General features: G+C 32.4%; 13 protein-coding genes. 2 read left to right on the top strand and 11 right to left on the bottom strand.

Features of this window, described 5'->3' with window-relative positions:
* Positions 1-144 precede the first annotated feature (144 nt).
* From KM029_RS23585 to KM029_RS23565, 5 genes are all read right to left on the bottom strand, one after another.
* Positions 145-1620 carry a glycoside hydrolase family 30 protein gene (locus KM029_RS23585; protein WP_144076265.1) on the bottom strand — a complete coding sequence of 492 codons (1476 nt, stop codon included), beginning with the start codon at positions 1618-1620 and terminating at the stop codon, positions 145-147.
* 55 nt (positions 1621-1675) lie between these two features.
* Entirely contained in the window at positions 1676-3454 is a 1779-nt protein-coding gene (locus KM029_RS23580; RefSeq protein WP_144076264.1) for a hypothetical protein, read from the bottom strand.
* Positions 3455-3472: 18 nt separating this feature from the next.
* Positions 3473-4957, bottom strand: a complete 1485-nt coding sequence (locus KM029_RS23575) for a RagB/SusD family nutrient uptake outer membrane protein (RefSeq protein WP_144076263.1) — start codon at positions 4955-4957, stop codon at positions 3473-3475.
* A gap of 17 nt (positions 4958-4974) precedes the next feature.
* On the bottom strand, positions 4975-7929 hold the full coding sequence (locus KM029_RS23570) for a SusC/RagA family TonB-linked outer membrane protein (protein WP_144076262.1): 2955 nt from the start codon (positions 7927-7929) through the stop codon (positions 4975-4977).
* A 254-nt stretch (positions 7930-8183) separates the two neighbouring features.
* Positions 8184-9836, bottom strand: coding sequence for a DUF6377 domain-containing protein (locus tag KM029_RS23565; protein ID WP_144076261.1), 1653 nt, complete (start codon positions 9834-9836; stop codon positions 8184-8186).
* 423 nt (positions 9837-10259) lie between these two features.
* Between KM029_RS23565 and KM029_RS23560 the strand changes: the two genes are divergently transcribed.
* Both KM029_RS23560 and KM029_RS23555 read left to right on the top strand, forming a co-directional pair.
* Positions 10260-11246, top strand: coding sequence for a DUF4198 domain-containing protein (locus tag KM029_RS23560; protein ID WP_205125522.1), 987 nt, complete (start codon positions 10260-10262; stop codon positions 11244-11246).
* Between the two features lie 2 nt (positions 11247-11248).
* Complete coding sequence (locus KM029_RS23555; protein ID WP_144076260.1) at positions 11249-11914, top strand: HupE/UreJ family protein; 666 nt, start codon at positions 11249-11251, stop codon at positions 11912-11914.
* Between the two features lie 491 nt (positions 11915-12405).
* Here KM029_RS23555 and KM029_RS23550 read toward each other — a convergent pair whose 3' ends face one another.
* The 6 genes from KM029_RS23550 to KM029_RS23525 form a co-directional block, all read right to left on the bottom strand.
* The gene (locus KM029_RS23550) at positions 12406-13596 is read right to left on the bottom strand and encodes a PepSY-associated TM helix domain-containing protein (protein WP_144076259.1); all 1191 of its coding nucleotides are present in this window, start codon (positions 13594-13596) and stop codon (positions 12406-12408) included.
* Positions 13596-14210: a hypothetical protein gene (locus KM029_RS23545; protein ID WP_144076258.1), complete on the bottom strand. Its 615-nt coding sequence runs from the start codon at positions 14208-14210 to the stop codon at positions 13596-13598. The genes KM029_RS23550 and KM029_RS23545 overlap by 1 nt, the downstream gene beginning before the upstream one ends.
* A gap of 17 nt (positions 14211-14227) precedes the next feature.
* On the bottom strand, positions 14228-15442 hold the full coding sequence (locus KM029_RS23540; protein ID WP_144076257.1) for a DUF4374 domain-containing protein: 1215 nt from the start codon (positions 15440-15442) through the stop codon (positions 14228-14230).
* 17 nt (positions 15443-15459) lie between these two features.
* Positions 15460-17856, bottom strand: coding sequence for a TonB-dependent receptor (locus KM029_RS23535; RefSeq protein WP_144076256.1), 2397 nt, complete (start codon positions 17854-17856; stop codon positions 15460-15462).
* Positions 17857-18326: 470 nt separating this feature from the next.
* The gene (locus KM029_RS23530) at positions 18327-21110 is read right to left on the bottom strand and encodes an Ig-like domain-containing protein (RefSeq protein ID WP_144076255.1); all 2784 of its coding nucleotides are present in this window, start codon (positions 21108-21110) and stop codon (positions 18327-18329) included.
* Positions 21111-21429: 319 nt separating this feature from the next.
* Positions 21430-26505 carry a sulfatase-like hydrolase/transferase gene (locus KM029_RS23525; RefSeq protein ID WP_144076254.1) on the bottom strand — a complete coding sequence of 1692 codons (5076 nt, stop codon included), beginning with the start codon at positions 26503-26505 and terminating at the stop codon, positions 21430-21432.
* Between the last annotated feature and the right edge of the window lie 127 nt (positions 26506-26632).

Below are 26632 nucleotides of genomic sequence, written 5' to 3'. Positions count from 1 at the left end.
CAAGTAATAATTTGATGAGAAGGAGAGCTTTTTACCCTCCCTCTCTCAATAGTTTTAGCTAAACAGAATAGTTAGATATAGAAACAAAATAGTATGATGTCGGTCATTAATTGTCTCAAAAAATTTTCTACACTAACTATATAATTAAGCTTTAGTGTTGGTATCATACACCATTGTTCCGACACTGTTTGCTGGAATTGAAATGATGTATGATTTGTCTGTTCCTGTTAGTTTGTAATTAAATTTCTTCTGCGAATCAGAATTGTTCATTAATAAAGTGATAATCTTACCATTTGGAGTTATAAAAGATACATTTGGTAAATCACCCATATTATTTGACTTTACACGATAAGACCCTGATGGAATAAATTTAGAAGCATGAGCTACGGTATAGTAGGCTACATTTCTATTTACTGTGTTTCCCTCAATAGTTAAAGCGCCTAAACATTCTGTACATCCACCTTCAGTATGAGGCTGTAAATTTGCATCAGAAGCTAAGTTCCATTCCAAAACATTTCTACTCCAATTTCTTGGAGCTCCAATAAACATGTTTTCAAAGTGCCACATTAAAGCTCCACCAAAATCTTCGTTTGCTCCTACCCATTGTTCTGTAAAGTAGATTGATTTTGAAGTATCTGCTGTTTTTACAGATGACAATGCTGAAATATCACCACCATATAAATGGAAAGCCGAACCATTAATGTACTGATTTGCATTAGAATTGATAATTGAAATTGGATAATCAGGACGATCACAATTATGATCGTACGTAATTATCTTAGTAGATATATTAGCTGCTTGAAATTTAGGTCCTAATTGTTCTGCAATAAACTTTGCCATCTCCTCTGCTTCCATGTATAAACTTGGATTGTTACCATCGTGAAGTGGTTCGTTTTGAACAGTAATTGCATCAATAGTAATACCTTCAGCTGCATAAGCTTGAATGTATTTTACAAAGTAATCTGCATAAGTAGCATACTTATCAACTAATAAAGATCCTCCTTTGTAAGCATTATTAGATTTCATCCATGTAGGTGGCGACCAAGGTGTTCCCAAAATCTTTATTGATGGATTGATTGCTAAAATTTCCTTTAAAACTGGAATTAAATGTTCTTTATCTTTACTGATAGAAAAGTTCGACAATGTTTCGTCTTCTACTTCTGCATACGAGAAAGGGCTAGCATCTAAATCTGAAGCTGCAATACTTACTCTAAGATAATTTACACCAACTTGTCCCTCTTCTCTACCAAATAACTCTTGTAAAAGTGCTGCTCTTGAAGCACTCGACATTGAATTAATATGCATTGCACTACCACCTGTTAATGTAAATCCAAAACCATCAATCTCTTGATAAACTTGATTTTGATCAACACGTAACGTAACATAAGACTCGTCTTCTCCTGTTGCTACGACATCTTCTAACAATCTTAATCCTTGGTTTTTCTGACCATTCACATCGTCTCTCGAAGTCACATATAATTGTACATGATCTACTTCTACCACAGGCGGTGGTGGTATTGGTGTTTTATTTTCATTATTATCTCCACAGCCAATTCCTGAAATTGAAGTAGCCATTAATAGAATTAAACCAATTAATGTATTCATTTTTTCCTTTCTCATATATTTTGTGATTAAGAGAGATGAATAGTTTCCTACCCATCTCTTTTAGTTTATTTTATTGTGTGACAGTGTAATTACCCACTGTATAATCGTCTGCTATTTCAATAGAAACAGTGTAAGTACCATCTGTTGTTATAAACTTAAAGTTCGATACATTTACACCTTCTTCTACAAAGTTTTTATTGGTAGCTGTACCCGTTGTAGCACTTGCATCATCTGTTGATCCTGCTGCATCAGAAACCCCAAATTCTACATCCCATGGAGAGAAGAATTTAGAATCATACCCTGCCGATAAATCTGTATTTTCTAAAGTAAATGTATAAGGATGAACGTATGCCATTGGCAATTCTTTTCTATCATCCCATCCACCGTTATCATCCCAATGGAAGAATTTTAAATTATAATATTGCCATTGAACTGTTGGAGCATCAAAATCAATTGTTAGTTTATATGCTTGATCTCTAACTACTGAAATATCGCCCGCTTCTTCTTTAAAATAAGGAGCTCCATAAACATTGTCTCCATTCGGATCATCCTCCGTTTCTCCAATATTACCATATAAAGAATAAGATGTCCCACTACCATCAGCTGCACTATTCAAAGCGTATTTCACTGCAGATTGTAATGCTAAATAGTTTGATGTGAAGACATTATTATCTTTCACTAATTCGATTGCTCCAGAGCCATCATTAGGAATTAAGAAAAGAGTTTCTGGTGCTACAATTGGACTTGGTGTAGGAATATCTACTTCAACCTTTTCAAAAGAGTAATTATATGAAGTACCTAAAAAGTCTGCTGAAACAATGTAGTTTCCAACATTTTGATTTTGAAGATCTTCTTTAGCAAGACCAACGGCATCTGCATATGGCTCAAATAATAGACTCGTAGTACCTGGAGTTTGTTTGTACATTCTCCCCCAATCACCATCAATTCTTAATACAAACCCTCCTGTTTGAAGCAGTTCTACCGTATCTTGAAATAAGCCATTACCAAGGTAAGGTAAAGCAACATCTCCACCCCATTCACCTTCAATTGGCGTTCCTACAATACCAAGATGATTTATCTTTTCTAGTTTAATTGTATTACTAACTAAATCAACTCCAATTCTAAAAACACCATCTTCAGTAGCTGTAATTTCAGCACCACAAAGTGCAATCGAACCATTTTCACCACCATAATGCAGTGCAGGCTCTTCTAAACTACTTACAAATTCGTAAGTCTCGTCTTTAGTGAGTTGAGTTATGGTTTCGAAGAATGTCATATTTCCTTCGGCATCTTTAAATGCTTTTAAAGGAATTCCCTCAGATTGATTATATCCTACTTCTGTTGCTGAACCAAATAAATATAAATTATTTGGAGTAGGATCTTTAGAAAATCGTTTAAGGTTAATAGCTTGAGATGAAAATGCAACAACAGATAACGACATTGCTTTTACTCCCCATTTCACTTTAGCCACTTGATCTTTTGGATAACATGCTTGCGCTAAAGCCAAATCAATTGCTTGATGTGAAATGCTAGCTGTCACATCCTTTCCATTATTATTTGATTCAACCTCAATTAATGGGTTTTCATAAGATGTCGCTGTATCACTTACTAAAACTACTGCATATTTTATAATATAATCTGCAGAATTTATAGAAGGTTTCCATTCAAAATCTATTGACTCAGTTGTGAAAATCTCATCTAATTCTATCGTTGCATCGGCAGTAGGAGTAACTAATTCTGCTTCGGAAAGCGTCCATTGTCCTTCTGGTTGCATATTTGATTTTGTAGTACATCCACAGGCAATAGCCAAGAGTAAAAAGAGCACTACATTGATATATTTCTTTATCATTTTTTTATTATCTAGTGTCTATAATGGATTTTGAACTAAAGCAGGGTTACGATCTAATTCTTGTTGAGGAATTGGTAGTAAAACCTTCGCTTCTGTCATATTATAATTTACTTTCTGACCTGTTCTTAAGTCTATCTCAATTAAATTATTCATGGTAGCAACTACTTTGTTCTGACGAACAAGATCATCCCATCTATGTCCTTCTTGAGCCAATTCTAATCTTCTTTCATTCAGAATTTTATCTCTTAATTGATCTTGAGATAGACCAGATGTAATTGCTTCTAAATTAACTCTTGCTCTAATTTTATTTAGTTCTACTAAAGCTGCGGCACTATTTCCTACTTCGTTAAATGCTTCTGCCTTTAATAATACTATATCAGCAAATCTTAACAGGTAAGGACGATCTGTTGAAGCCCAACCCATGGCCTTTTTCCATTTGTAAGAAAAAGGAATACTTGAACCAGCAGTGTTTCCCCAATATTCATCTACCCAATCTACGTTTTCGAATAAAACAGCAGCACCTTTTCTAATTACATCGTTCTCATTATCATAAGCAGCAATTAAATCTTGAGAAGGTGTAACAAACTTTCTCCATGTATCTCCAGAAATTGATGGTGGTAATAATAATTGCGGACCAAAGTTTCCTTCATCTGTACCTAAGTATTGTACTTCTAAGATAGATTCAGAATTATTGTAATTCTCGCTATCAAAAAGATTTGAATAATTAGACAATAGAATATATCCCGCTGTAGATTTCTCTACTTTCCCGATAGCATCTAACGCATTATCCCAATCTTTATGTTGTGCATAAACCTTTGCTAAAAGTGCATTCGATGCTCCAGCTGTTGCTCTTGCTTTATTTGTAGACCCACCTAAATCATTGCCATTATCATCAGTATAAAAATCTGGTAATAATTGAGCTGAAATTGTTAAATCAGCAATAATTTGTTGGTACACTTCCTCTTCAGAATTTCTTGCGACTCTAACATCAGCAGGATCTGTAGATTTAGTAGGTTCTAAAATTAAAGGCACACCACCAAATAGTTTTACCAAAGTAAAATAATGATAAGCTCTTAAAAATAAAGCCTCTCCTTTTATTTGATTTTTACGTTCTTCTTTTAAACCTGGATCTGTAATTAATTCAATTTTCTCTATTACAGTATTTGCTTTTAAAATCCCATTGTATATCTGAGACCAGTTTGTAAATACTCTAGAGTTAATTGGTGTTACATTTAGTAAATCAGCTTCAAATACTTCAGGGTTATCACCTCCAGCATAAGCGTTATCAGAACGAACATCACTGAAGACAATATTGTCCCAAACATAGTACTCAGCAGATTGAAATGTCTCGTATGCACCTATTAATGCACTTTCCATTTGAGACGCTTTATTATAAGCATTATCAGAAGTTTCTTCTGAAATAGGCTGCAAGTCTAAAAAGTTATCACACGACATCGTTCCTAATACGACGGCAGCAATTGTTATATATTTTTTTACGTTCATTATCTTAGAAGTCTAAATTAGAAAGTGATATTTGCTCCAATAATTATGCTTCGTGTTTGTGGATAAGTACCATAATCAATACCTAAAACAGTATTAGAATTTCCACCTTGATTTACTTCAGGATCAAATCCTGTATAGTTTGTGAGTGTCCAAAGGTTTTCACCTGTTGCGTATACCTTAAATGAACCCATTCTAAATTTACTAATCATATCGGTTGGTAAACTATAAGCTAGTGTTAGTGCTTTAAGTCTTAGATAAGAAGCATCTTCTACAAAGCGAGTAGAAATTCTAGAGTTATCTGTATTTCCAGGACTTGCCTTTGGAATAGTAGTCACATCACCTCTTCTTTTCCATCTATTTAGTACTGCTGTCGACTGACTTTTTGCATCTGTCATTCCTTCAGTATCAATTCTAGTAGCATTCAGCATTTCGTTGCCATGAGCTCCTTGGAAAAACACATTTAAAGTAATGCCTTTCCACATTAATGTATTTGTAAAACCATAGATAAAATCAGGGTTTGCATCTCCAATTATCTTCCTATCGTCTGGCGAAGGATTAAAAGTAGAATTACCATCACCTCCCATATAATATGCATTACCTGTTGTAGGGTCAACACCTAAAAATTCGTAACCATAAATAGCTCCCAATGTTTGTCCTTCTTTAATCTGAATTGCTTCTCCTCTTCCAGCAATACTCCCAACATAAATTTCTTGACCAACTAAGTTTGTTACTGTATTTCTATTGAATGAGATATTAAAATTAGTACTCCATTTGATCTCTTTATCTACATTCACTGTATTTAAATTAAATTCAAGTCCTTTGTTTTCTAATGCTCCAATATTCTGAATAGCATTATCATAACCTGTTGACCTAGGTAAAGGAGCATTCAATAAAAGATCTGATGTTCTTTTTATATAAGCATCAACAGTTAATTCTACACGATCATTGATTAAACCGATATCAATACCAATGTTTGTTTGTTCTGATTCTTCCCACTTTAATTTTTGATTCTCAATTGAAGCTGGATAAGAACCTGGTTGTGCAATACCACCAATTGGATAATTAGCTCCTGAACCAACCTTACCCATATAAGCATAAGTACCTATATTATCATTACCCACAATACCATATCCAGCTCTTAATTTCAGATCAGAAATAAATTCTACATCTTCTAAGAAAGCCTCTTCAGATACTCTCCAACCTGCAGAGAATGAAGGAAAAACACCCCATCTATTTTGCGGACCAAACACACTAGAACCATCTAAACGTATATTGGCTGTAAATAAATATTTATTATTGAAAGCATAGTTTACACGACCTAAAAAAGATGCATTAGACTTTTCTGCTTCTGTTGCAGATGCTGCAGCTATTTCCGAACCTCCATTAGGAGTTGTAATCGCATCTGAAGCAAAATTTCTCCTTTCTATATTACTACTCTGCCAATGGTATTTCTGAACTACTGCACCAACCAGTGCTTCTACTTTATGTCTATTAATCAGTTTATTAAAAGATAGAGTATTATCAAAAATATAGTAAGAGTTGTTATTCTGATTTACAATAGATTGGCCATTTAGAGCTCTACCATAAGATGTTTTATAAGGGTCTAAAAAGTAATCGTATTTATCAGTATTATTATCAATACCAATATTTGATTTAAATTTAAAGTTCTCTAAAAATGTTACCTCAGCATAGAAATTACCCAAGAATCTTTTGTTATTAAATCCTCTTTTAGAACCATCTGTACTTGCAATAGGGTTTTCCCAATCTTGGAATGGGTTAGAAGTAAATGTTCCATCTTCGTTATAAACTCCAATTACAGCTGGAGTAGTTAAAGCACCTAATAATACACCTCCTTGGTTTACAGCTGCGTTATCTTTAACGTCAACATCATTGTAATCTACATAAGAAACTCTAGTACCCACTTTTAACCAGTTGTTTACATCTTGATCTAGATTTACTTTAAAATTAGCTCTATTCATTTCAGAACTTCTTACAGCACCTTGAGCACCTGTAAAACCACCTGAAACATAATAATTTGTTCTATCAGATTTTCCAGAAATTGCTACCTGATAATTTTGAGTATACCCGGTTTGGAAAACTTCATTTTGCCAATCTGTATTTTCTTGGTATTTACTCCAATCTGTATTATAACCCATTTCAGTCATTAAATCTCGGTATTGTTCACCGTTTAAGACTTCTTGTGTTCTCCATACTTCATTTACACCACCATATACATCTAATGATACAGTTGGTTTAGAAGATGTACCTTTCTTAGTTGTAATCAGAACAACGCCATTTGCACCTTGTGCTCCATAAATTGCAGCAGCTGATGCATCTTTTAATACAGAAACACTTTCTATATCTGATGGACTTATTGATCTAGTATCTGTTGTAGGTACGCCATCTACTACATATAAAGGTTCTGCTCCGGCATTAATTGAGTTCGTACCACGAATACGCATCGAAATACCTTGCGATGGTTTACCTGAAGATGCTTGAACTTGAACACCTGCAACTTTACCTTGTAATAAAGATCCAACCTGTGTATTAGGACGAGACTCCATATCTTCTGCTCCAATAACACTTACAGAACCGGTTACATCCTTTTTACTTTGTGTACCGTATCCAATCACAACCAATTCTTCCAACTTTACCATGTCTTCTGACATGCTTAAGTTAATTGTTGTTTGGTTTCCGACAACAATCTCTTCGGTTTGCATTCCAATGTAACTAAATATTAATGTTGAATTAGCGTTCTCGATTTGTATTTTATAGTTACCATCAAAATCTGTGGTAGTACCGCTATTCGAATTCTTTAATAAAATAGTTACTCCAGGTATTGGAGACCCTTCTTCATCTGTTACAACACCATTTATATTTCTTTGTGCAAATGATATTGTAGATGTTAGTAGTATAATTAAAAAAGCACTCCATAATCCTGAGGAGTCAAAAAACGTAGTAAGTCTAGTCATTATAGTATAAACTTAAAGTCGTTCAAAATAGATTTATAAAAAATATGTTTAATAGGGATTGTAAAATTTACATAAGTCAGCTGGTTTCCCTATCGAACATTACAAAGTTGGGTAAGTAAAAGTGTATGTCCTACGCATAGTAGTAAAATGGTAGACACTACATTAATTCAATCATCTAATTAACAGCAACTTAACAATATTTTAATTTATAAAATAGTAGATGTTTTATAGAACAAAAAAATCTATATTCTTTGTTATACATCCCCAATTCTCATAACATAGTCATCAAAATTCTCTCTATCTACAATCGATTTATTTTTAATCTTTACTCTGTAATTATAAATTGTAGTAACCGAGTTCCCTAGTAATTTAGAGATCTTAGCACTATCATTTATACCAAGTCTAACGAGTGCAAATATTCTTAATTCAGTATTTAATAAATCTTTGTTCTTTATTAAAACGGGTTGATCAGGTTCTAATAATTTATTAAAATCATCTACAAAAGTGGGGTAAATATGTAAGAAAGTTTGATCAAAATTCTTGTAAAAAAGTTTCATTTCTTTTTTACGAACATCATCATCCTTCAACTCCTTTAGTAATTCTCCATATTTTCTAGCTACCAGCATTCTTTTTGTATGTGTGCTTTGGTATTCTAATTTCTCAATATAATCGCTGCAGATTTTTAAGAACTCCCCTATATAAATTTCTTTTATAAGGTTCGTATTTGTCAAATCAGTGTGGAGTTTTGTAAGCTGCTCATTTGCTTTTTTCTGTTCTGCATTAGATTCTCTTAATTTATTGTTTATTTCAACGGTAGTATTTCTAACGGAGCGTACAGATTTTACCTGCTTGTAAATAAAAATTATAGCCACAAAAAGAATGATAGACATAATTGTGATAATTATATTAAAACTCTCCAAGCGTGATTTTTGACTTATCAACTGTGCTTCATAAGATTGAGAAATTACAGGCAAGATGTTCGCTATCTGAATAGCTCTTAATTTTGAATTATAAAACAAGGCATCTTCATAGCATATGTTTATGTATTTATACGCTCTTTCTACATCTCCTTCATGATATAACTTAAAAGCTAGTGTAGACAGGGATGCATTATCTTTTATCACTCCCTTAATATCTGAAATTGCTGAAAGTATTAAATATTTTTTTTGATTACTATCGTCTTTTGCCACTTCATAAATTAAAGAACGCTGAAAAGCAATTTTAGAATAATTATGTTGTCCGATAGAATACCTTGATAAACGTAAAGCATTTAGTTTTTTTGCTTTATCTAATTTTCTATTGTCAAGTGCTCTTGTTTCTAATATTTCTAAATTACTTTCAGAATTCTCTGGTAAAACTTCTAATAAAGAATCACAATAATTAATGTATTTATTCTGATAACCTTGCTTAATTATTTTTGTTGGAGAGTAGTAGTAAAGTTGGTTGTATAATTCTTTTCTTATTAAGAAATACTTTACTAATAAATCGTTTGATAAATTCCGAATATCTAAAGCATCAAGTATTTCACTACTTTCTTGATAGATACCTGCTATCACTAATATTCTAGCTAAATTTAATCGACTTTCATTAATTAGTTTTTGTTCATTTAGTTGTTTGGCCACATCAATAGCTACGTATGCAAAATGTAAGGCTCCATAAAATTCAAACACTAAATATTGCTCATATATTTCTGTAGCATAAAAATATTTATCCTTTAAATCTGTTGTATCATTCTCTAACAATACCCTAAATTCATTAATACTATTGTTTTTTTCTTTTAGATAGATCTCCCTTTTTTCAATTGCATCATCAAGGACCTTAAATAAAGAATCTGTTTCGTTTTGGGCTATTGAAAAATTAATAATGCCTACAATCAAAAAAATACATAATCGTATTGATAGTTTCATTTCTATAATTTTAAGGTCATAATAAAACGCACTAAATAAATTAGGTTGTATAGTTACGTTATCTTAATAAACTTAAAATTATGAAAATAATTGCAATAAATTGTATTTTTCTTATGCTATTTATACCACTCAGCTTTCCTTTTATTTAGTAAGGATGATTTTTAATTAAACTTTATCATGGTCTATTTAATACTAAAGAAATTATCAATTTTTGTAAGAATAAGATAAATTTTAGCTCCTATTTCAAAAGAATTATAGATACATAACACTAAATTTTATTTTTAATAGTGATCAAGGTATCCTATGTACAATGTTATTGTATCCACCGTTTATTTTATTTGGACCCTAGTAAATTTATGATTGGGATGAGAGATAAAAGTTCTTACATTTGCGGCAATAGCGTAACAGAACAAACATTCTTATATGAAATTAATTGCAAGAACCTTTGATAAGGTAATTGGTTTTAAATTGACTCAGCCATTATTTCTCTTATCTGCACTTATCATGTTAAGTAGTCATGATTTGTATATTAAAATGGAAACCTACTTCTTGAAACCTAATCAAGAAACAACCCTCAGTTTATACAATGGCACTTTTGAGAGTAGTGAAAATAGTATCACTCGTAACCGTATTTTAGATGCATCTATTGTCAGTCATGGAAATAGACAAACCATAGATTCAAGTAAATGGAAAGATCAGGACAGTACTATTACACAACTTTCTTTTACTGCGGGTAATGCCGGAACTTATGTAGTTGGGGTATCAACAAAAGCAAATACTTTAGCACAATCTGCTTTCGATTTTAATGTTTATTTAAAACATGATGGTGTATTGGATATGCTATCACATCGTTTTGATAATGCATTATTGGATCAAGATGTTGTAGAGAGTTATCAAAAACATGTAAAGGCAATTTATCAGGTAGGAGAAGTAAAAACAGATGATTGGAATACAGTTTTAGGTTATCCTATTGAGTTTATTCCAATGGAAAGCCCCTACAAGAAACACACTGGAGAAACTATTGATATAAGATTATTAGTAGATGGTAAACCCGTAATTAATCAATTAGTTTATGCCAATCATAAAGGAATAGCTCATACTCATGATGGTGGTGAAGCCCATTCACATACCCATGGTCAGAAATTAAGAACGAATGAACAAGGTATTGTTACCGTCACGCTAGATGAAGATGGAATTTACTATCTCAGAACAATTCATATGGTTGAGGTAAACAATGCTGAAGTAACTCATAAATCAAAATGGGCAACTTTATCTTTTGAAGTAACCAATGAACATGGTACTCATAATTCTCATCACCATAAAGAAGAAGGCATTCCAACTTCAGGTTTTATAGTAGTGAGTATCGCTATCATTGGTTTGTTATTTATTTACTTTAAATATAAGGGCTAGTTATGAAAGTGAATTTAAAAAAAGTACTTCTATTCATCTTCTTATTTATCCCTTTTTTAGGGTTTGCTCATGATGTAACAAGTGCAGATCAGGAATTACTCAAAACAGGAGGGTTATTCGCTTACCTTAGAGTAGGTGCCACTCATATGCTAACAGGTTACGACCATTTGCTATTTTTAGCAGGAGTAGTTTTTTATTTAAAAGGATTTAAAGATATACTAAAATTTATTACTGCCTTTACTATTGGGCATTGTATTACGCTTATTGGAGCTACATATTTAGGTATTACTGCAAATGAACATTTAGTTGATGGAGTGATTGCACTAAGTATTTTGTATAAGGGTTTTGAAAATTTAGGAGGTTTTAAAAAGCTTGGTATTAACGCCCCTAACTTACTAATAATGGTAGTGATTTTTGGGTTAATTCATGGTTTTGGTCTCTCCACTAAATTACAATCTTTTGAAAATGGAAATAACGATTTCCTAGCTAAAATTCTTTGTTTTAACCTAGGAGTTGAAATAGGACAAATTCTAGCTCTTATACCTATTGTGTTTATCATTACGTATTCTCGTAAATTGACAGATTTCCCAGCATTTTATAAAGCAGTAAATTGGTATTTAATGATTGCTGGTGTTGGGTTGTTTGCTTATCAGATGTATTTGTTTTAAAGCTAATATTATTAAGTTTTGGTCCTGTTATATTTGATCAAACTTAAGATAAGTTTTAATTAATTTGTCTAGTTTTTTATGGTAAATCCTCAGTTATACCTTCCATCATTAGCTCAGGGCTTAAATCCTGGACTAATGATGGTGATACTTAACCTATACTACTCCATTATTCAAGACCATATGTATCGGTTCAAACTTTTTGTGGTCAATCTATTTATCTACTTTTTTCTTGTGTAGATAAGGAGAGAGAGGTTAAAAGGTTTGCTTAGTAAGTTTTTTCATGTTTTTTTATTATGTCTCGTCCTGAATTAGTGTACAATTTCTAAATGAGAAGACATTACCTTACAATCAAAGTTGAGTCTATTTGAAAATCAAGTTGTTGGGTGCCCTATGTAAAAAAGCTTTGATTGAACTATATAAATACAGAAATCAATTTGATAGTTTTATTTCCTGCTCAGTCAAGAAATAATTATCAAAAAAAAACAAGTCTTTCAAAGCTTCCTTACCCAAATTAATATGCCTGTTACAGGCATAGATGCGGCAATTAAAGTGGCAATAAAATATAGAATTATGCCTGGTAAACCCATTATTTCGCCTGTATGTAGGGGTAATGAAATGGCTGTAAATTGTTTGTGTAGTGGTTGATCTGTAAACTTTTGAAGTGACTTAAATTCTCCTTCTTTCGTATATTCTATCTCATCTGGTAGAATTGCTTTAAGTAAATTTTCTTGGTTAATTTTAGTGATGTGATAATAGGCTTCTTCCTCAGTTGGGAAGTCTAAAATGGTTATGGCTTTATAAGGTAATTTCAGGTTTACATCACTTAATAAACTATCTAAAGAGATCTCTTTCAGTTCTTTTTGCTTATCAGATTGACTATCAATTACATCATCTAAAAAAGAAGCAAACACATTAGACATTTCTGCTTTGGCAGCTTCCGAACTGTTTTCTGATAAGACAGCCACACCTCCTAACGAAACTATTATACCACTTTTCACCCAAGAATAAGAAACATATAAACCTGTAACTGAAATAAATAATAGCAATATAAAAGTATAAAAACCGAGTGTATTGTGTAGGTCATAAATTACTCTTGGCAACTTGGCCGACCATTTAATAGTTAGCCCTTTTTTAAGTTGTGTAGTTTTTTTAGGAAACCATACTACTAACCCTGATAGTAATAGAACAACAAATATTAAAATTGATGCACCTACAATCTGTTTTCCTACTTTTCCAAGTAATAACTCTTTGTGTATTTGCTTCATTAAGTTGAAGAAATCACCCGCAGAGCTACTGCTTGTTCCTATTATTTTTCCATTCTCAGGGTGTACATAAAAATGTCCCTCTTCATCAGTTTGATCTTTATAGGTAACTAAAATATTTCTTGATGTAGTTTCAGGAATTGTTATACTCGTAATCAATAAGCCCTCTGATTCAAACTGATTTTGAAGTACATTTATTGAAACAAAATCGTCTCCTTTACTATCCCTCGAAAAAACAACATCATAATTAAGCAATTCTTGTATTTGTGTTTTAAATGAATAGGTTGCTCCACTCATACATACCACAAAAACTACCACACTCGACAAAAGTCCGAGCCACAAATGTGACACGGACATGATGTATTTAAAAATGCTTTCGTTCTTTCTCTTTTTTCTTAAAAGTGATTTCTTCAGTCGCATTACCCTTTTTCGTTTTTACCTCTGTAGTTTTCTTTTTTAATTAACTCAAGATATTGGGCATATTGCTCTTTCGTAAACACTTTTTGTAAAGCTTCTTTTCTATTGTTATCAAACTGTTGCCAGTATTCTGCAGCAGCCTCACCATTACCGTGGTAATAATCGTGAGCATCTCTGTATGCTTTTACAAATGCTTCATTAACTGCATTATACATTTTAGCTTGTTGCTCATCTAAAGATAATTCAGTAATAACTTCTTGCTTAAGCTCATCAGAATAATCTGATTGGAAAGGCATATATCTTTTAACGTACTCATGATAAACTTCAAATTGAGTAGCAGTAAGAATAGGCTTTACCTTTTGTTCTTGTGCAACATAAGAAGGCTTTACAATTTTAATATATTTTGCCTTACTCATTTTACCAGATGCTTTTAAAGCTTCTATCTTAGCAGCTCTATCTGCATCAAATTCAGCATTAATGGCATCAAATTTTTCTAACTGATCAGCTGATAAACCCAAAGACGATTTTACTTTTTCAAAATCAATTCCTCTTCCTTTTTTCTGTTCTGAACATGAAAAAGCAAAGAACGCAAGTAGAATAATTAAATATTTTTTCATTGTTGTAGTTTTTTATTTTAGTAAATACCTTGAACATAAACATTACCACCATCTAATTGTAGACCTGGTGTTGCAGTTGTATTTTCGATTTCATAGACAAAAGATTCTCCACCATTAGGGCTTATTGCCATATAGAATTTCTCTCCTTCTACTACAGCATTTTGGTATTTAAATAGATCAGAATATGGAATTCCTTCTACTTTCTCGATTGTTTTATTGATCACATCAACTCGAGCTAAATACCAGTTATTATCATCGTCAATAGATTTATCTTCTATAGCCACATACCCTTTACCGCCTCCAATGTGGAACCAGTTTACAGAACCAAAACTACCGCCTCCTAGCGTTTCTGTTACATTAAAAGAATACGAATTGTCGTAATCTCCATCTACTAATTTTGTAAAAACAACATCAGCACCATCTACAGGCCAGTTCACTTGGTATACTGCATTTTGGTATTCATACATAGAACGACCTCTATAACCGTAATTATGTCCTTTAGACTGAGAAGAATGTACAATAGAATAATTTTCAAAAGATGGGTAATCCAACACAATTGTAGCTAAGTCATCTGCAAAACCATCAGGATTACCATTAATCTTTTGTTGTGTACCAAAATAAACTTTCCCATTCATAACAACAGGAGCATCTACTCTAGAAACATACGCATCATTTTCTGCATATTTCCCTAAAGAAATTTCTTCCGTTTCTTCAATCTGTAAACCAGGAATTTTCATTTTTACAACTTGAAGTGTTACCTCTACTTCATTTTGTGCGTTTGGTTCAGAAGTAGCCACATAAAAAGCCAATAAACTTTCGTTGCTCACTACTTCAAATCTTGGGTGAGTGCCTACAAATTGTTGTACACTAATCTCAGTTAGTTGATTATAAGATGATTTTCCATCGTATTCTAATTCTCTAATTACCCCTGTACCATAGTTAAGGTTATAAATTAAACCGTTTGCTTCTGCAAGATATGCAGAACGTTCACCTTTCATTTCTGTTCCATTAGCAACAATAGAAAAATCTCCCTCTGTTAAAGAGTTTGTTGGCGCCATATAAACCATAGCTGCATCAGTTGTAGAAACATCTGCTGCAATATTAAATACCTTTTCTGTTGGATCAATTGGTGTTTCGTTTGTAGTATCATCGTTATTACATGATGTAATAGAAATAATTCCTAAAAATGCGAATACTTTGATAAGGATATTTGATTGATAAAATTTCATCATCTATATAAATTAGATTCTTAAAAAATAGAATAATTGATTTTCATAAATACACCTCTGCCAGGTTGTTGAATGGCAAAGTTGTCGAAGACTTGTTCGTTAAAGATGTTTTTTACATCAATACTTAAAGACATTTTTCTTTTTGGGAAGCTGTAACTCACTCCTGCATTATTTACAAATTGAGTAGGTATCATATCTTTATCATACTTACCAATAGATTCCCAATTTCTATAAAACTCGTGTACGTAACGGATCGTCCAATACACGCTTAAATTTCCTTGTTCCTGTATTACATCTCTAAAATTATAACGAACACTGCTGTTTATCTGAAAAAACGGTTCGTTCTTTAACCTAGAGTTATAATGTAGATTTTCATTTCCATTCTGATCATACTTTGCCTTGTCTCTTGCATCTGTATATGAGGCAGAGAAAGTAACATCCAATTTAGAATCGTAGTTATAATCTACTTGAAAATCTACTCCTTTACTTAAAATACTTGTAAGGTTTTCGTACACAAAATAATCTTGTCCACCGGTTACAAAAGTTGTTTGTTGTATTAAGTCTGTAACATCTCTATAAAAGAAGTTGGTAGATAATGTTAAGCTATGCGGACCAAAATAAAGTGTTCCATACCTTAAGCCTAAATTGATATTTTGACTTTGTTCTGGCTTTAATGAGTCTGTCGCAAAAACATTTTGAGCATCGTTACCAAAAAGTTCGTTCGCTTTAGGTATACGAATTGCTTTTTCATAAGATAAAGACACCAAAAAATCTGATGTTAATTGGTAACTACTTGCTATTCCATATCCATAATTGTGGTCTTGGCTACTTTTATGATATGGAACATAGGTATTGTTTTCATACACAGCATCTACATTATCGTAGCTATATCCATAATATTTACCAAATACATTGGTCTTTAATTTATTATCAAATGCTCTGTTTTGTAACGATAAGCCCATGATATTTTTCGTCATGTTTTGCTCATCATTTAAAGCTCTTTTCCCTACCTCTGCCATTGGGTCGTCAGATACTCTATTAAACTTTGTAAATACCTGATTAAAAGTAACTGTATTGTTATCGTTTAAAGCATAATTAATATTGATACGGTTAATAAACGTCCCTTCGTCTGTTTTAGCCAAAGTTGGTGTACCTTGTTCTCCACCTACAGGTTTTGTATTCCAAACTTCGCCGTACCAATTGTATACATTTTTTGTAGTATCCACCACCTGACGTGTTCTTTCTGAATAAGCAGAAAATAGACTTACATCTAAGCCTTTAGCTAAAAAGTCTTTTTTGTTGTACGATAAACTTGGCATAACCGTACTCTGAGTATAATATCTTTCGCCATACGGAATTTCCATAGTTGCTCCATGTTGTACTTCTTTGTACATATCAGAAGCTAGAAAACTGATAAAAAATTGATCTGCCCATTTTTTATCTGTAAAACCAATATCTAATTTAGTACCGTAGGCTTCGTATCCATCATTAAAACGTTTTGCTTTAACGCTTCTATCAATTCTACCTGTTTCTGGATCGGTTACATAAACATCTTTGCCCCACACTTCATAATTATTATCGGAGTAGTTATAAAATGCAGAACCCCTAAACGTAAAACCAGATTTTTCATCACGGTAGTTACCACTAATAGAAGTTTGGTGTGTATTAAAAGAACCACCAGAATAAGAAACATCTAATGCTTTGTCTGTTTTATTTTTAGTCGTTATATTAATTGCACCACCCAAAGCATCACTTCCTAATTCCACAGGAACAACCCCTTTGTATACCTCCATTTTTTCTATAATTGATACTGGCAATGAATTAATAGAATACGAACTTCCGTAATATTCCATTGGTACTCCATCAATAAAAAAGCGAATAGCATTACCCGTTAATCCATTGATACTATAGGACGCATCCGAACCCATTCCTCCTGTTTGTCTTACTGTAATTCCAGGAGTTTCATCAAGAAGGTTATTTAATTGAATTGATTGAACTTGTACTTTTTCTGTAGAGATTGATTTTGCCGCAAAACCTTGCGTTTCCATCTTGGTAGCTTCAGATTGTTCAACAATTAATACTTCATCTAATTGCGTTTGCTCTTCTTCTAGTTGTACATTTAATGTATATGAAGCATTGGAAGTTATTGTAATTGAATGTTCTGTTTTTTTATAACCTGTTCTTGCAATTACAACTTTATGCACTCCTTCTTTTAAATTAGAAATGGCAAAATTCCCAAAATCGTTAGTGTAAGTACTTTTTTTAGCCGATTCTACTAAAACGGTACAAAAAACAACAGCCTCACCTGATTTTGCATCAGTAATTTTCCCTTGTAAGTTTCCATTAGTTTGTGCTAAAACACCACTGACAAAAAAAATGTATAACGTAAATAATAACAGTAATGCTTTAGATTGCATTGATTTCTATATTTATTTAGATCAATTTTAAATAACAACGCAATGTTACTAGTTAACCTATTTTATTACAATAGCATTTACATTTGTTAGATATATTTATTTAGATTAATTACAGATAAGTGATTTTGGTCACCAGAATCAGTAGTTGTATATAATGTTATTGGATTGCGTTAAGAGTTTTATCTTTTAGAATACTCATAAATAAAAAATAAGTCCGTTAATTTTAGGCATCAAATCTTACAACCATTCAACTATTTTTTTACATAAAAAAGGGTAGCAATTAAATTACTACCCTATATTTTAGTTTATATACAAAACAATTATTCTTCTAAATGCTTATGGAGTGTAAAATTTGAAATCAATCATATCTTATTGATTATGCTCATAAATGGTCTTAAAAAAGGAATCCCTAAAATTACTATCTAGGTAATTTTAGGGATTATCAAGAATACATTTACTTTTAAAAAAGACTATTCAACAATTAACTTCTTCGTAATCATCTTACCGTCAACAGAAATCACGATAAAGTAAACACCTGCATTTAAGTCTTTAATTTCTAACTTAATAACAGCTTTGTTATTTACCTTAATTTCTTTTACAACAAGTCCAATTGTATTATACATTTCAATAGTTCCACTCGATATTTTATTAAAGTCGATATTAAAATAACTTTGTGAAGTAGGATTAGGGTAGACAACTATATTTTGAAGAACTTCATCATTTTCTACAATTGAAGTAATTGGAGCATCATCTACAGTATTTAACACAGAAGTTATTGTTACAGTTGCAATAAAATTACCATCAACTGTAGTTGCGTTTACATTTGTAACCCCACTTTTTATAGCGGTTACAACTCCATTTTCATCCACTGTAGCTACGGAACTGTCATCACTGGTCCACTTAATATCTTTTACAGTTGCATTAGTTGGTAGAATAGTACCTTCTAGTTGTTCATCTTCTCCAACATAAATACTTAATTCAGATTTATTTAAAGTGATTCCTGTTACATTAATTTGTGTTACAAAAGTAACTATCGAAGTCCATCCAGACGTATTAGTGAAATTTACAGCACTTACCTTAACCTCATAAGTTGATAATACATCGAGCCCAATTAACATATACTCATCTTTATTATCATTATAAATACTATCTATTTCTACCCAATCTTGTCCTTGTTTTCTAAACGCAATTCTATGATAAGTAGCATTACTCCCTTCTGTAAAAGAAATTGATGCTGAAGTATCTGAAGCTTTTACAGCTACATTTGAAGGTGTACCAACATTCCCATAAGAGATAGAGGTAACCTCAATTGTTGCTATTATCTCATTCAGATTGTTTAACGCTGTAACCGTCGCTTTTCCACCCCCAATTGCATTAATTAAACCTGTTTCATTTACTGTTACAACAGATGTATTGTCGCTACTCCAAGCTATTGCACCTTCTTTCGTTAATTTCTTCGTTTCTCCTACAGATAATGTTACTTCAATTTTTTCTTCTCCCTCATCCTCTTCAAAACCTCGGTCTTTAACTTTGATAAATTTCTGAGAAATTAAAATACCATTTCCTTCTAAAATAACACTATAAACCCCTTGTGGATAAGATGACGCTTCTATTTCAATATCGCCATTAATTACAGCATGTGATTGTTCCTCCATTAAAGAATCTAATAAATTAACCACTTTTAGTGTACCATTATTTACAGTTGTATTTATAGAGGCCACTAATTTATTTTGCACTAGTCGTTGTGATAACGATAAATGTTGCTCTTCATCTCCACTAAAAAAACCAACATCTGTTGGCTTTGCAGTGTTACCAAAGAAATCCTTACCTCCAGCATTTTCAACATCAAAGCCATTGGTTCTTTTAGAAACTAAAGCAGCATAATGATTACCTTCAACAGTACCAATCGTTGGGTTACTATCTAAAGCATTTGTAGTGCCATGATATGCGTTGTTAGCAAAAACATTATTTGTACTTGATGTCATGTTAAAAGCCATTGGTTCTACACCATAAAAAGTATTATTATAAAATTTAGTTTTATCTGCAAAGCCAAACCAACTATTTGATTTTACAAATTCTTTATCTACCGAAGCAGGCTTTTTAGGTGCATAAATTGTATTATTATAGATCTGTGCTTCTGTAACAGGGCCAGCAATATGAATAGCAGGAACTTTGTTAGCGTATTTCTTCCCATCTGTACGGAAACCATCATTTATACTCAAGTTATACCTTACAATTGGTTTAATATTCTTAGCTGTTTCTTTAGATCCATCATTACAAATCAAAACAAAGCCACCTACATTGTCAAAACTATAATTGTATTGAATAATAGTATTTTCGCAATTAAAATCAGCATCATACCCCTGCCCATCGTGCTTTGCCTGATGTCCGCTTACTTGATTGTGTTGAATAATGGTATTTACAGAATTAAAAGCCCAAATACCTGCTGCTGCATTATTTTCTAAATCTAAAAGAGGTGAAAAATCTCTACAAATATTATATTCAACAATTGCATTTTCCATCCCGAAAGCAACAATTGCGTCACCTGGTATTCTTTCAATTAAATTTTTACGAATAAGTACATTTTTATTTCTAAATGGTGTCTCCAATCCAAAATTGTAATTGCCATATATACCATTTCTTACTACATCATAAATATGATTTCCTTCAATAAGAACATCAACAACTCTACTCCTAGTGGTACTTCCTGTATTTTTAACTAATATTCCACCACCTTGGCCATCGTTCTTATCTTGTTCACCGTTTATATCATGGATATCGCAATTTTTTACTTGAGTACCATAGATTTCCCCTTTATTATTTGCACGAATTTCAATACCATATCTCCCCCCTAATGGCAATTCGCCCCTGTTTGTTACTTCAAAACCATCAAAAGTAATGTATTCACAATTCATTAAATGTACGGCCATCGTGCCTTCTCCATTACCTTTTATATGTGGTTTTGCTCCTGTACCGTATGAGCTAAAAGTGATCGGGTTTTCTTTAGTTCCTTCAAAGTTATTCAACACTAATTGCCCTTCCCATACTTGATCTGTATGGAATAATATAGAGTCGCCAGGCACATATTTTGTTCTAAAGGATTTCACCTTAGTAATTGTTTTCCAAGCCGTTTCTTTCGTCAATCCGTTATTGGCATCTGCTCCATTTTCTATATCTACATAGTAAGTATTTTGAGCAATAAGTTGTAAAGAATTGAAAATTAGAAATGTTAGTAGTACTAATCTTTTCATCATAATTTTGTTCGTTAAGGAGACAAATAAAAGAGCCCTCCCAATTGTTAAAAATCAACATCTATAACTGCAAGTGTTGAATGCACAATATATGACTGAGATGCAGGAGATATCCATCAAAAATTTACATATACGTAGCACATTTTGACTTTTTTAGAGTATCTGCTATTATTTTATTAAAATTACCTCAAGCAACACTTCAGATTGATGTATTTAATGTAAGTCTTTATATAAATGAGATAAATTTCACGATACAAAAAGAAAGTCTTTCTATGGTTTTTACTGCCATAAAAAGACTTTCCGTTTTTGAAATTATAAGTAATTATTTAATGATTACTCTTCTTGTTTCTATAAAATCATCTGTAATGATTTTCATAAAATAGATACCAGAAGCCCAACCTGTTACATCAATCTTACAATTTGATACTTCTTTACCTTTTACTATTTCATGTAGCTGCCCTATACTATTATACACCTCTACATTAAAAGCTGTTAATGAATTTTGCATTACAATGGTTACAAACCCATTGTCTATTGGATTAGGATAGATACTAATTTCATTTTCTAAGCTAGAAACCTCAGATGATTTTCTTGCATTACTCCCAGCAGTTGAAAAATCTACTATTGGAGACCATGAAGAAAGTCTAGTACTGTTTATGCCTCTCATTCTAAATCGATAATTTGATTCTGGAATAAGATCAGTTAAAAGATATGTATCTATCGCACTGTTAAAAACACTATCAATTTCAACCCATCCTTTTCCATCAATTTTATATTCCAACCTATGATAAGTAGCATTACTACTTTCTACAAATGAAACTAAAGCTGTTGTTTCTGTTGTGGTTACCTCAATAATAGAAGGTACACTTACAACACCATCTGATATAGAAATTACTGTTGCTGTTGCATAAATAGTACCGTCTAAAGTAGACACCGTAATTGTTGCAGCACCGCCACTAATTGCTTCAATTACTCCTTGGTTATTTACCTCTACTACTGTCGGGTTGTCTGTACTCCACATTAATTCTGCAGCTATCCCAGCAGGTAGTACATTAGCAATAAGTTGATGATTCTCGCCAACGTTTAATTGCAGGTCAGTTTCGCTTAATGAAATACTCGTGATATTTAAAGCAGATACAGTAAATGTAATGCTTTCAGTTGCTGCATTGAATGTTCCGTTACCTGCTTGTGAAACAGTTATAGAAACTTCTCCAGTCTCTCCTGTTAAAGAAAGGGTTGTTCCTTCCAAAACTACAGGTCCAGAAACAGTATAACTTAATGGTAAACCTGATGTAGTTGTTGCAAGTATATCAAAATCTGCAGCGGTAACCGTTTTGTCTTCTATAGGTTCTATAGCAATTACTTGATCTTGTTTTATAGTGCCACCTCCATTATTCTGACCATAAATATAAACACCACTTAGTTGTGTTCCCCAATCATTTTCTGATTTTAAAACAACCTTTACATATTTTGTTTCTTGTGATAAATCTTGGTCAGAAATGATTGCAAATTTATGAGAATGACGATACAAATCAATTGCTTCGTTAGCTTGTCCTTCATTATTAATAATGTCTTCAATAAATAAAGAAACTGACCTAGTAGCCACTTTAGTAAACGTTATATTGTCTGAAGAAGTATACAATTCTACTGCAGCATCTGTCAATACAGTATCAGAATTTACAATATTAGTACCACTATGGTGTTGTACAACTTCTACACGTATACCGCTTACATCGTCTACTTCATATGTTATAAATGCTTCTGCACCACTTTTTACAAAACGATATTTATCATTATGAAAACTATTTCCACTATCATTTGTCAAGTAATTATTATTTGATTTCTGGTAATAGATATTATCAGAACTAAAATCATCTGCTACAACAGGAAGAATAGCTTCGCTAGTTCTCATTCTATTTGGGTCGATATCAAAAATTGACGGGTCTACATCGACAGTAAGGTCATCCAGATTCATAATAATGTTTCTGTCCTCTTTAGAGAAAATTTCTACCTTACCCAATAGTGCTAAATTATAACCTGCTCCATCTCCTTCTAAAACCACTTTTACAAAGTTTGTATTCTGTGGGAATTCATTTGCATTTTGATAGGTTAAAATATTGCTATCCCATGTATAATTTCCTAAAATCTCTGTTGTTAAAACTTCATTCCAAGTTAAATTATCAGAAGATGCATATACTTTTAGTGTCCCGATATCATTTGGAACTTTCTTGCCATCCACAGTAATTAATGGAGCCCAAATTTCAATATTTATATCACCTGGGTTATTCACTTCATAAGTCAGGAAAGCATCTCCAGCAGCATTTCTTTGTAGTAAAGTATTGTCATGAACATAAGCATTTCCCCATGATACATTTGCTTTGCCTAAGTTCCCACTTGTTTCAAATGCATTATCAGTTGAACTTAGCTCATCCTGTAATAGTATTTCTGAATGAAGTTTATTTTTTAATTTTTGATCAAAAGCAGCTTTTACTTCAGCGTATGCAGGGTGATCAATTACATTAATAAACTCATTTTGATCGTATAGATGATCAAACAGCTCATCTTGTCCATCTGCATAATTATTATATCTAAAACGTTTACTTTTGATTCCGTAATTTTGGTGACTTTTTGTTTTGAAAAACCAATTCCCAATACAAGAGAAAGCCACTTCATCACCTTCAAAATCTTGTGAATTTACATCCATCAAAAATGGTTTTAGACTATGTCCGTCTAAATCTGCTCCTAATGCTGAATGCTTAGTATCACCAGTTAGGTAACACATATCTTGTAGCGTAGGGTAAATATCTACTAACGAGACCGGGTGATCTACTTTTTGTCCGCTTGTTGCCTTAAAAAGTGGAGATTTAATAATTAAAGGCACACGTGTTCCATGCTCCCAAAGGTTGTTTTTATGTGAGTAATCTTTTTCACCCATATTATAACCATGGTCACTATACAACATAATAATTGTATTGTTTGCAAACTTGCTGTTTTCTACGGCAGTCATTACTCTACCAACCATTTCATCTGCAAAAGCAACACTCGCCATATACCCTTGTAAGTACCTTTTTAGACCCTCATTTTTATCAATATGGCTGTGCTCTAAAACATCTACAATTTCATGTCCTCTACTAGAACGATCGTATGTAAAATCATCTCGATCGTCTAAAAATATTTCTGGTAATTGAACCTCCTCTAAAGGGAACATATCAAAATATTTATCAGGAACAACAAATGGAGAGTGAGGTCTAATAATTCCAACGGCCATAAAAAACGGGTCGTCACTATCCATGTCATTTAATGCTTTAATATTAGCTGCAGTCCATGCCACATTTTTTTCATCTGGCATTAAATCTCTGTCTTCTTCTGTTACATATCTAAATGCCGTTTTAGATGTAGTACTAAACCATCCTTCAGTATACCTTGATGCATTTTGCAAAGACGAATGTGTTCTCACTCGTGGTATATCAGATAACCTCCCATAAACACCATCTAAAGAACCACCAGCATCGTGCATTTGATGTACTGAGTTTTGATGCACTGCACCTCCAACTCCATTGTAAGCTAATGGACCATAATCGTGAGAGTTTTCATGAACATAATCCCACCAACTGTTTTCACCACTTGTTGAGTGTGTAATTTTACCAGTTTTATAGGTTGTATAACCATTGTCCATAAAATATTCGGAAATCAATTTAGATTCTTTTAAAACTACATTATTTTTCCAATTACTATTACCAGTACCAAAATGTTGTGATGTAATTGGCAAGATACCGTTCAAGAAACTAGCTCTTGATGGATCGCATAATGGTGCATTAGAATGTGCATTCATAAAAGATACACCTTGACTTGCTAAACGATCTATATTTGGCGTTTTTGTTTGCAAATGTCCGCCCATAAAGCCCGCATAATCGTTTAAATCATCTAAAACGATCATGACAACATTTAGTTTTGCCCCTACAATACTGAGTTCAAAAAGTTGAGTTGAAGATAAATTTCCTTCCGTAATTTTCACCTCTACTTTATAAACATTATCGTTATCCGTATCATTAGGAATTCCCAATTGAGGTTGAGTATTAAAAGATAAATCACCATTATTATCTATTGTAAAAGCATTTTGATCTTCTCCTCCAATAATCTCAAAACTTACGGCATTACTTGCCGACAATGTTTTTAATGTTAAAGCTTCTTGATTTTCAGGATAATTTTGATATTTATCAGTGATAAATATTGGCGCTATTGGTGTTGAACCAATCGAAAGATGTCCTCTATCATAATTTGTTTTTACAAAACCCAACGCATCTTCTAAAGTTCCATTTGTTTCATCACCCGTATTATCTCCGATTGATGAAGGGTAAATAGGCAATACATATAACCCATTTTGTGCTTGTTGTAATGGTCCAAATTTTATTAAATCAGCAGTAACATTAGCACTTTGCAAAAGGTTATTATTCCCTGTAAACAAACCTCTTGTTGTGGATGCATGAATGTAAGAAATTATATTAGCTCTAGCATTAACTGTGATAGTTCCAGTGGTAGAAATACTTAAATCTTCGCCATCTGCTCTATCATCACTTTCGCCTTTATTATTAAAAAAAATATTATTATATAAATTAATTGTACCTGTAGATCCGAAGAAGTTAACCCCTTCTACTTTATTTACAGCCGATGTACTATTATTTACAAAAGTATTATTTACTAAAGAAACATTTTGCGAATTAGTTCTAACGGCGCCACCAGTACCCGTACCACTCGCTTTATTTCCTGAAAATAAAGAATTCTCTATAGTTAAAGGATATCCACCTGAATTATTATTAACGGCTCCAGAATGAGACGCACTTTCGTTACCTATAAACGAAGAGTTTTTAATAGATAACTCTTGATTGGTAGCAATAGCTCCTCCTGAATTTGCAGAGTAATTATTAATAAAATTACAGCTTTCAATTTCAAGAACTGAGGCTGACTTATTGTTTATAATAGCTCCTCCCTGACCAAGATCGACACTGTTTTGAATAGTTAAGTTTTTAAACCTCACATTAATGCCAACAGTATTTATTGTGAAAATACGTGAATTACTTACTAAGGTAGGAGGATTGACTCCTGCTAGTAATTCAATTGCAGAAATATTATCACTTTGAACAATTGAAGTAGATGGTGAATCTCCTTCTATTGTAATTGATTTAGTGATCATTATTTGGCTTTCTGTTATTGTACCTAAGATGTGAATTGTATCATCATCCGCGGCAATGCTTAAAGCATAATCAATTGTAAGAAAGGGTGTAGATAATTCTCCATTATTAGAGTTTTCTCCAGTTGTACTCACGTACCAAGTCGTTGCAAATGTTAGACTAGTTGATAGTAAGATTAAGTTGATAGTAAAAAGTAATAATTTTTTCATTTCAAAAAAAAATTTAGTTGATAAGTGTTCCTTAAACACTAATGATATTGTGAATATAATCCTATGATTTCAGAATGAATAACAATACGTTTAAGTTAGTATAGATGTGGTTATTTTAGGTCAAAAT

The sequence above is a fragment of the Flammeovirga kamogawensis genome, assembly GCF_018736065.1.
Lineage (GTDB): Bacteria > Bacteroidota > Bacteroidia > Cytophagales > Flammeovirgaceae > Flammeovirga > Flammeovirga kamogawensis.
This window is presented reverse-complemented; position numbering and strand designations above follow the sequence as displayed.

Bases quoted from the DNA above. Each gene is read 5' to 3' on its own strand.
- KM029_RS23585 (WP_144076265.1), bottom strand. From the start codon at position 1,620: ATGAGAAAGGAAAAAATGAATACATTAATTGGTTTAATTCTATTAATG.
- KM029_RS23580 (WP_144076264.1), bottom strand. From the start codon at position 3,454: ATGATAAAGAAATATATCAATGTAGTGCTCTTTTTACTCTTGGCTATT.
- KM029_RS23575 (WP_144076263.1), bottom strand. From the start codon at position 4,957: ATGAACGTAAAAAAATATATAACAATTGCTGCCGTCGTATTAGGAACG.
- KM029_RS23570 (WP_144076262.1), bottom strand. From the start codon at position 7,929: ATGACTAGACTTACTACGTTTTTTGACTCCTCAGGATTATGGAGTGCT.
- KM029_RS23565 (WP_144076261.1), bottom strand. From the start codon at position 9,836: ATGAAACTATCAATACGATTATGTATTTTTTTGATTGTAGGCATTATT.
- KM029_RS23560 (WP_205125522.1), top strand. From the start codon at position 10,260: ATGAAATTAATTGCAAGAACCTTTGATAAGGTAATTGGTTTTAAATTG.
- KM029_RS23555 (WP_144076260.1), top strand. From the start codon at position 11,249: ATGAAAGTGAATTTAAAAAAAGTACTTCTATTCATCTTCTTATTTATC.
- KM029_RS23550 (WP_144076259.1), bottom strand. From the start codon at position 13,596: ATGCGACTGAAGAAATCACTTTTAAGAAAAAAGAGAAAGAACGAAAGC.
- KM029_RS23545 (WP_144076258.1), bottom strand. From the start codon at position 14,210: ATGAAAAAATATTTAATTATTCTACTTGCGTTCTTTGCTTTTTCATGT.
- KM029_RS23540 (WP_144076257.1), bottom strand. From the start codon at position 15,442: ATGATGAAATTTTATCAATCAAATATCCTTATCAAAGTATTCGCATTT.
- KM029_RS23535 (WP_144076256.1), bottom strand. From the start codon at position 17,856: ATGCAATCTAAAGCATTACTGTTATTATTTACGTTATACATTTTTTTT.
- KM029_RS23530 (WP_144076255.1), bottom strand. From the start codon at position 21,110: ATGATGAAAAGATTAGTACTACTAACATTTCTAATTTTCAATTCTTTA.
- KM029_RS23525 (WP_144076254.1), bottom strand. From the start codon at position 26,505: ATGAAAAAATTATTACTTTTTACTATCAACTTAATCTTACTATCAACT.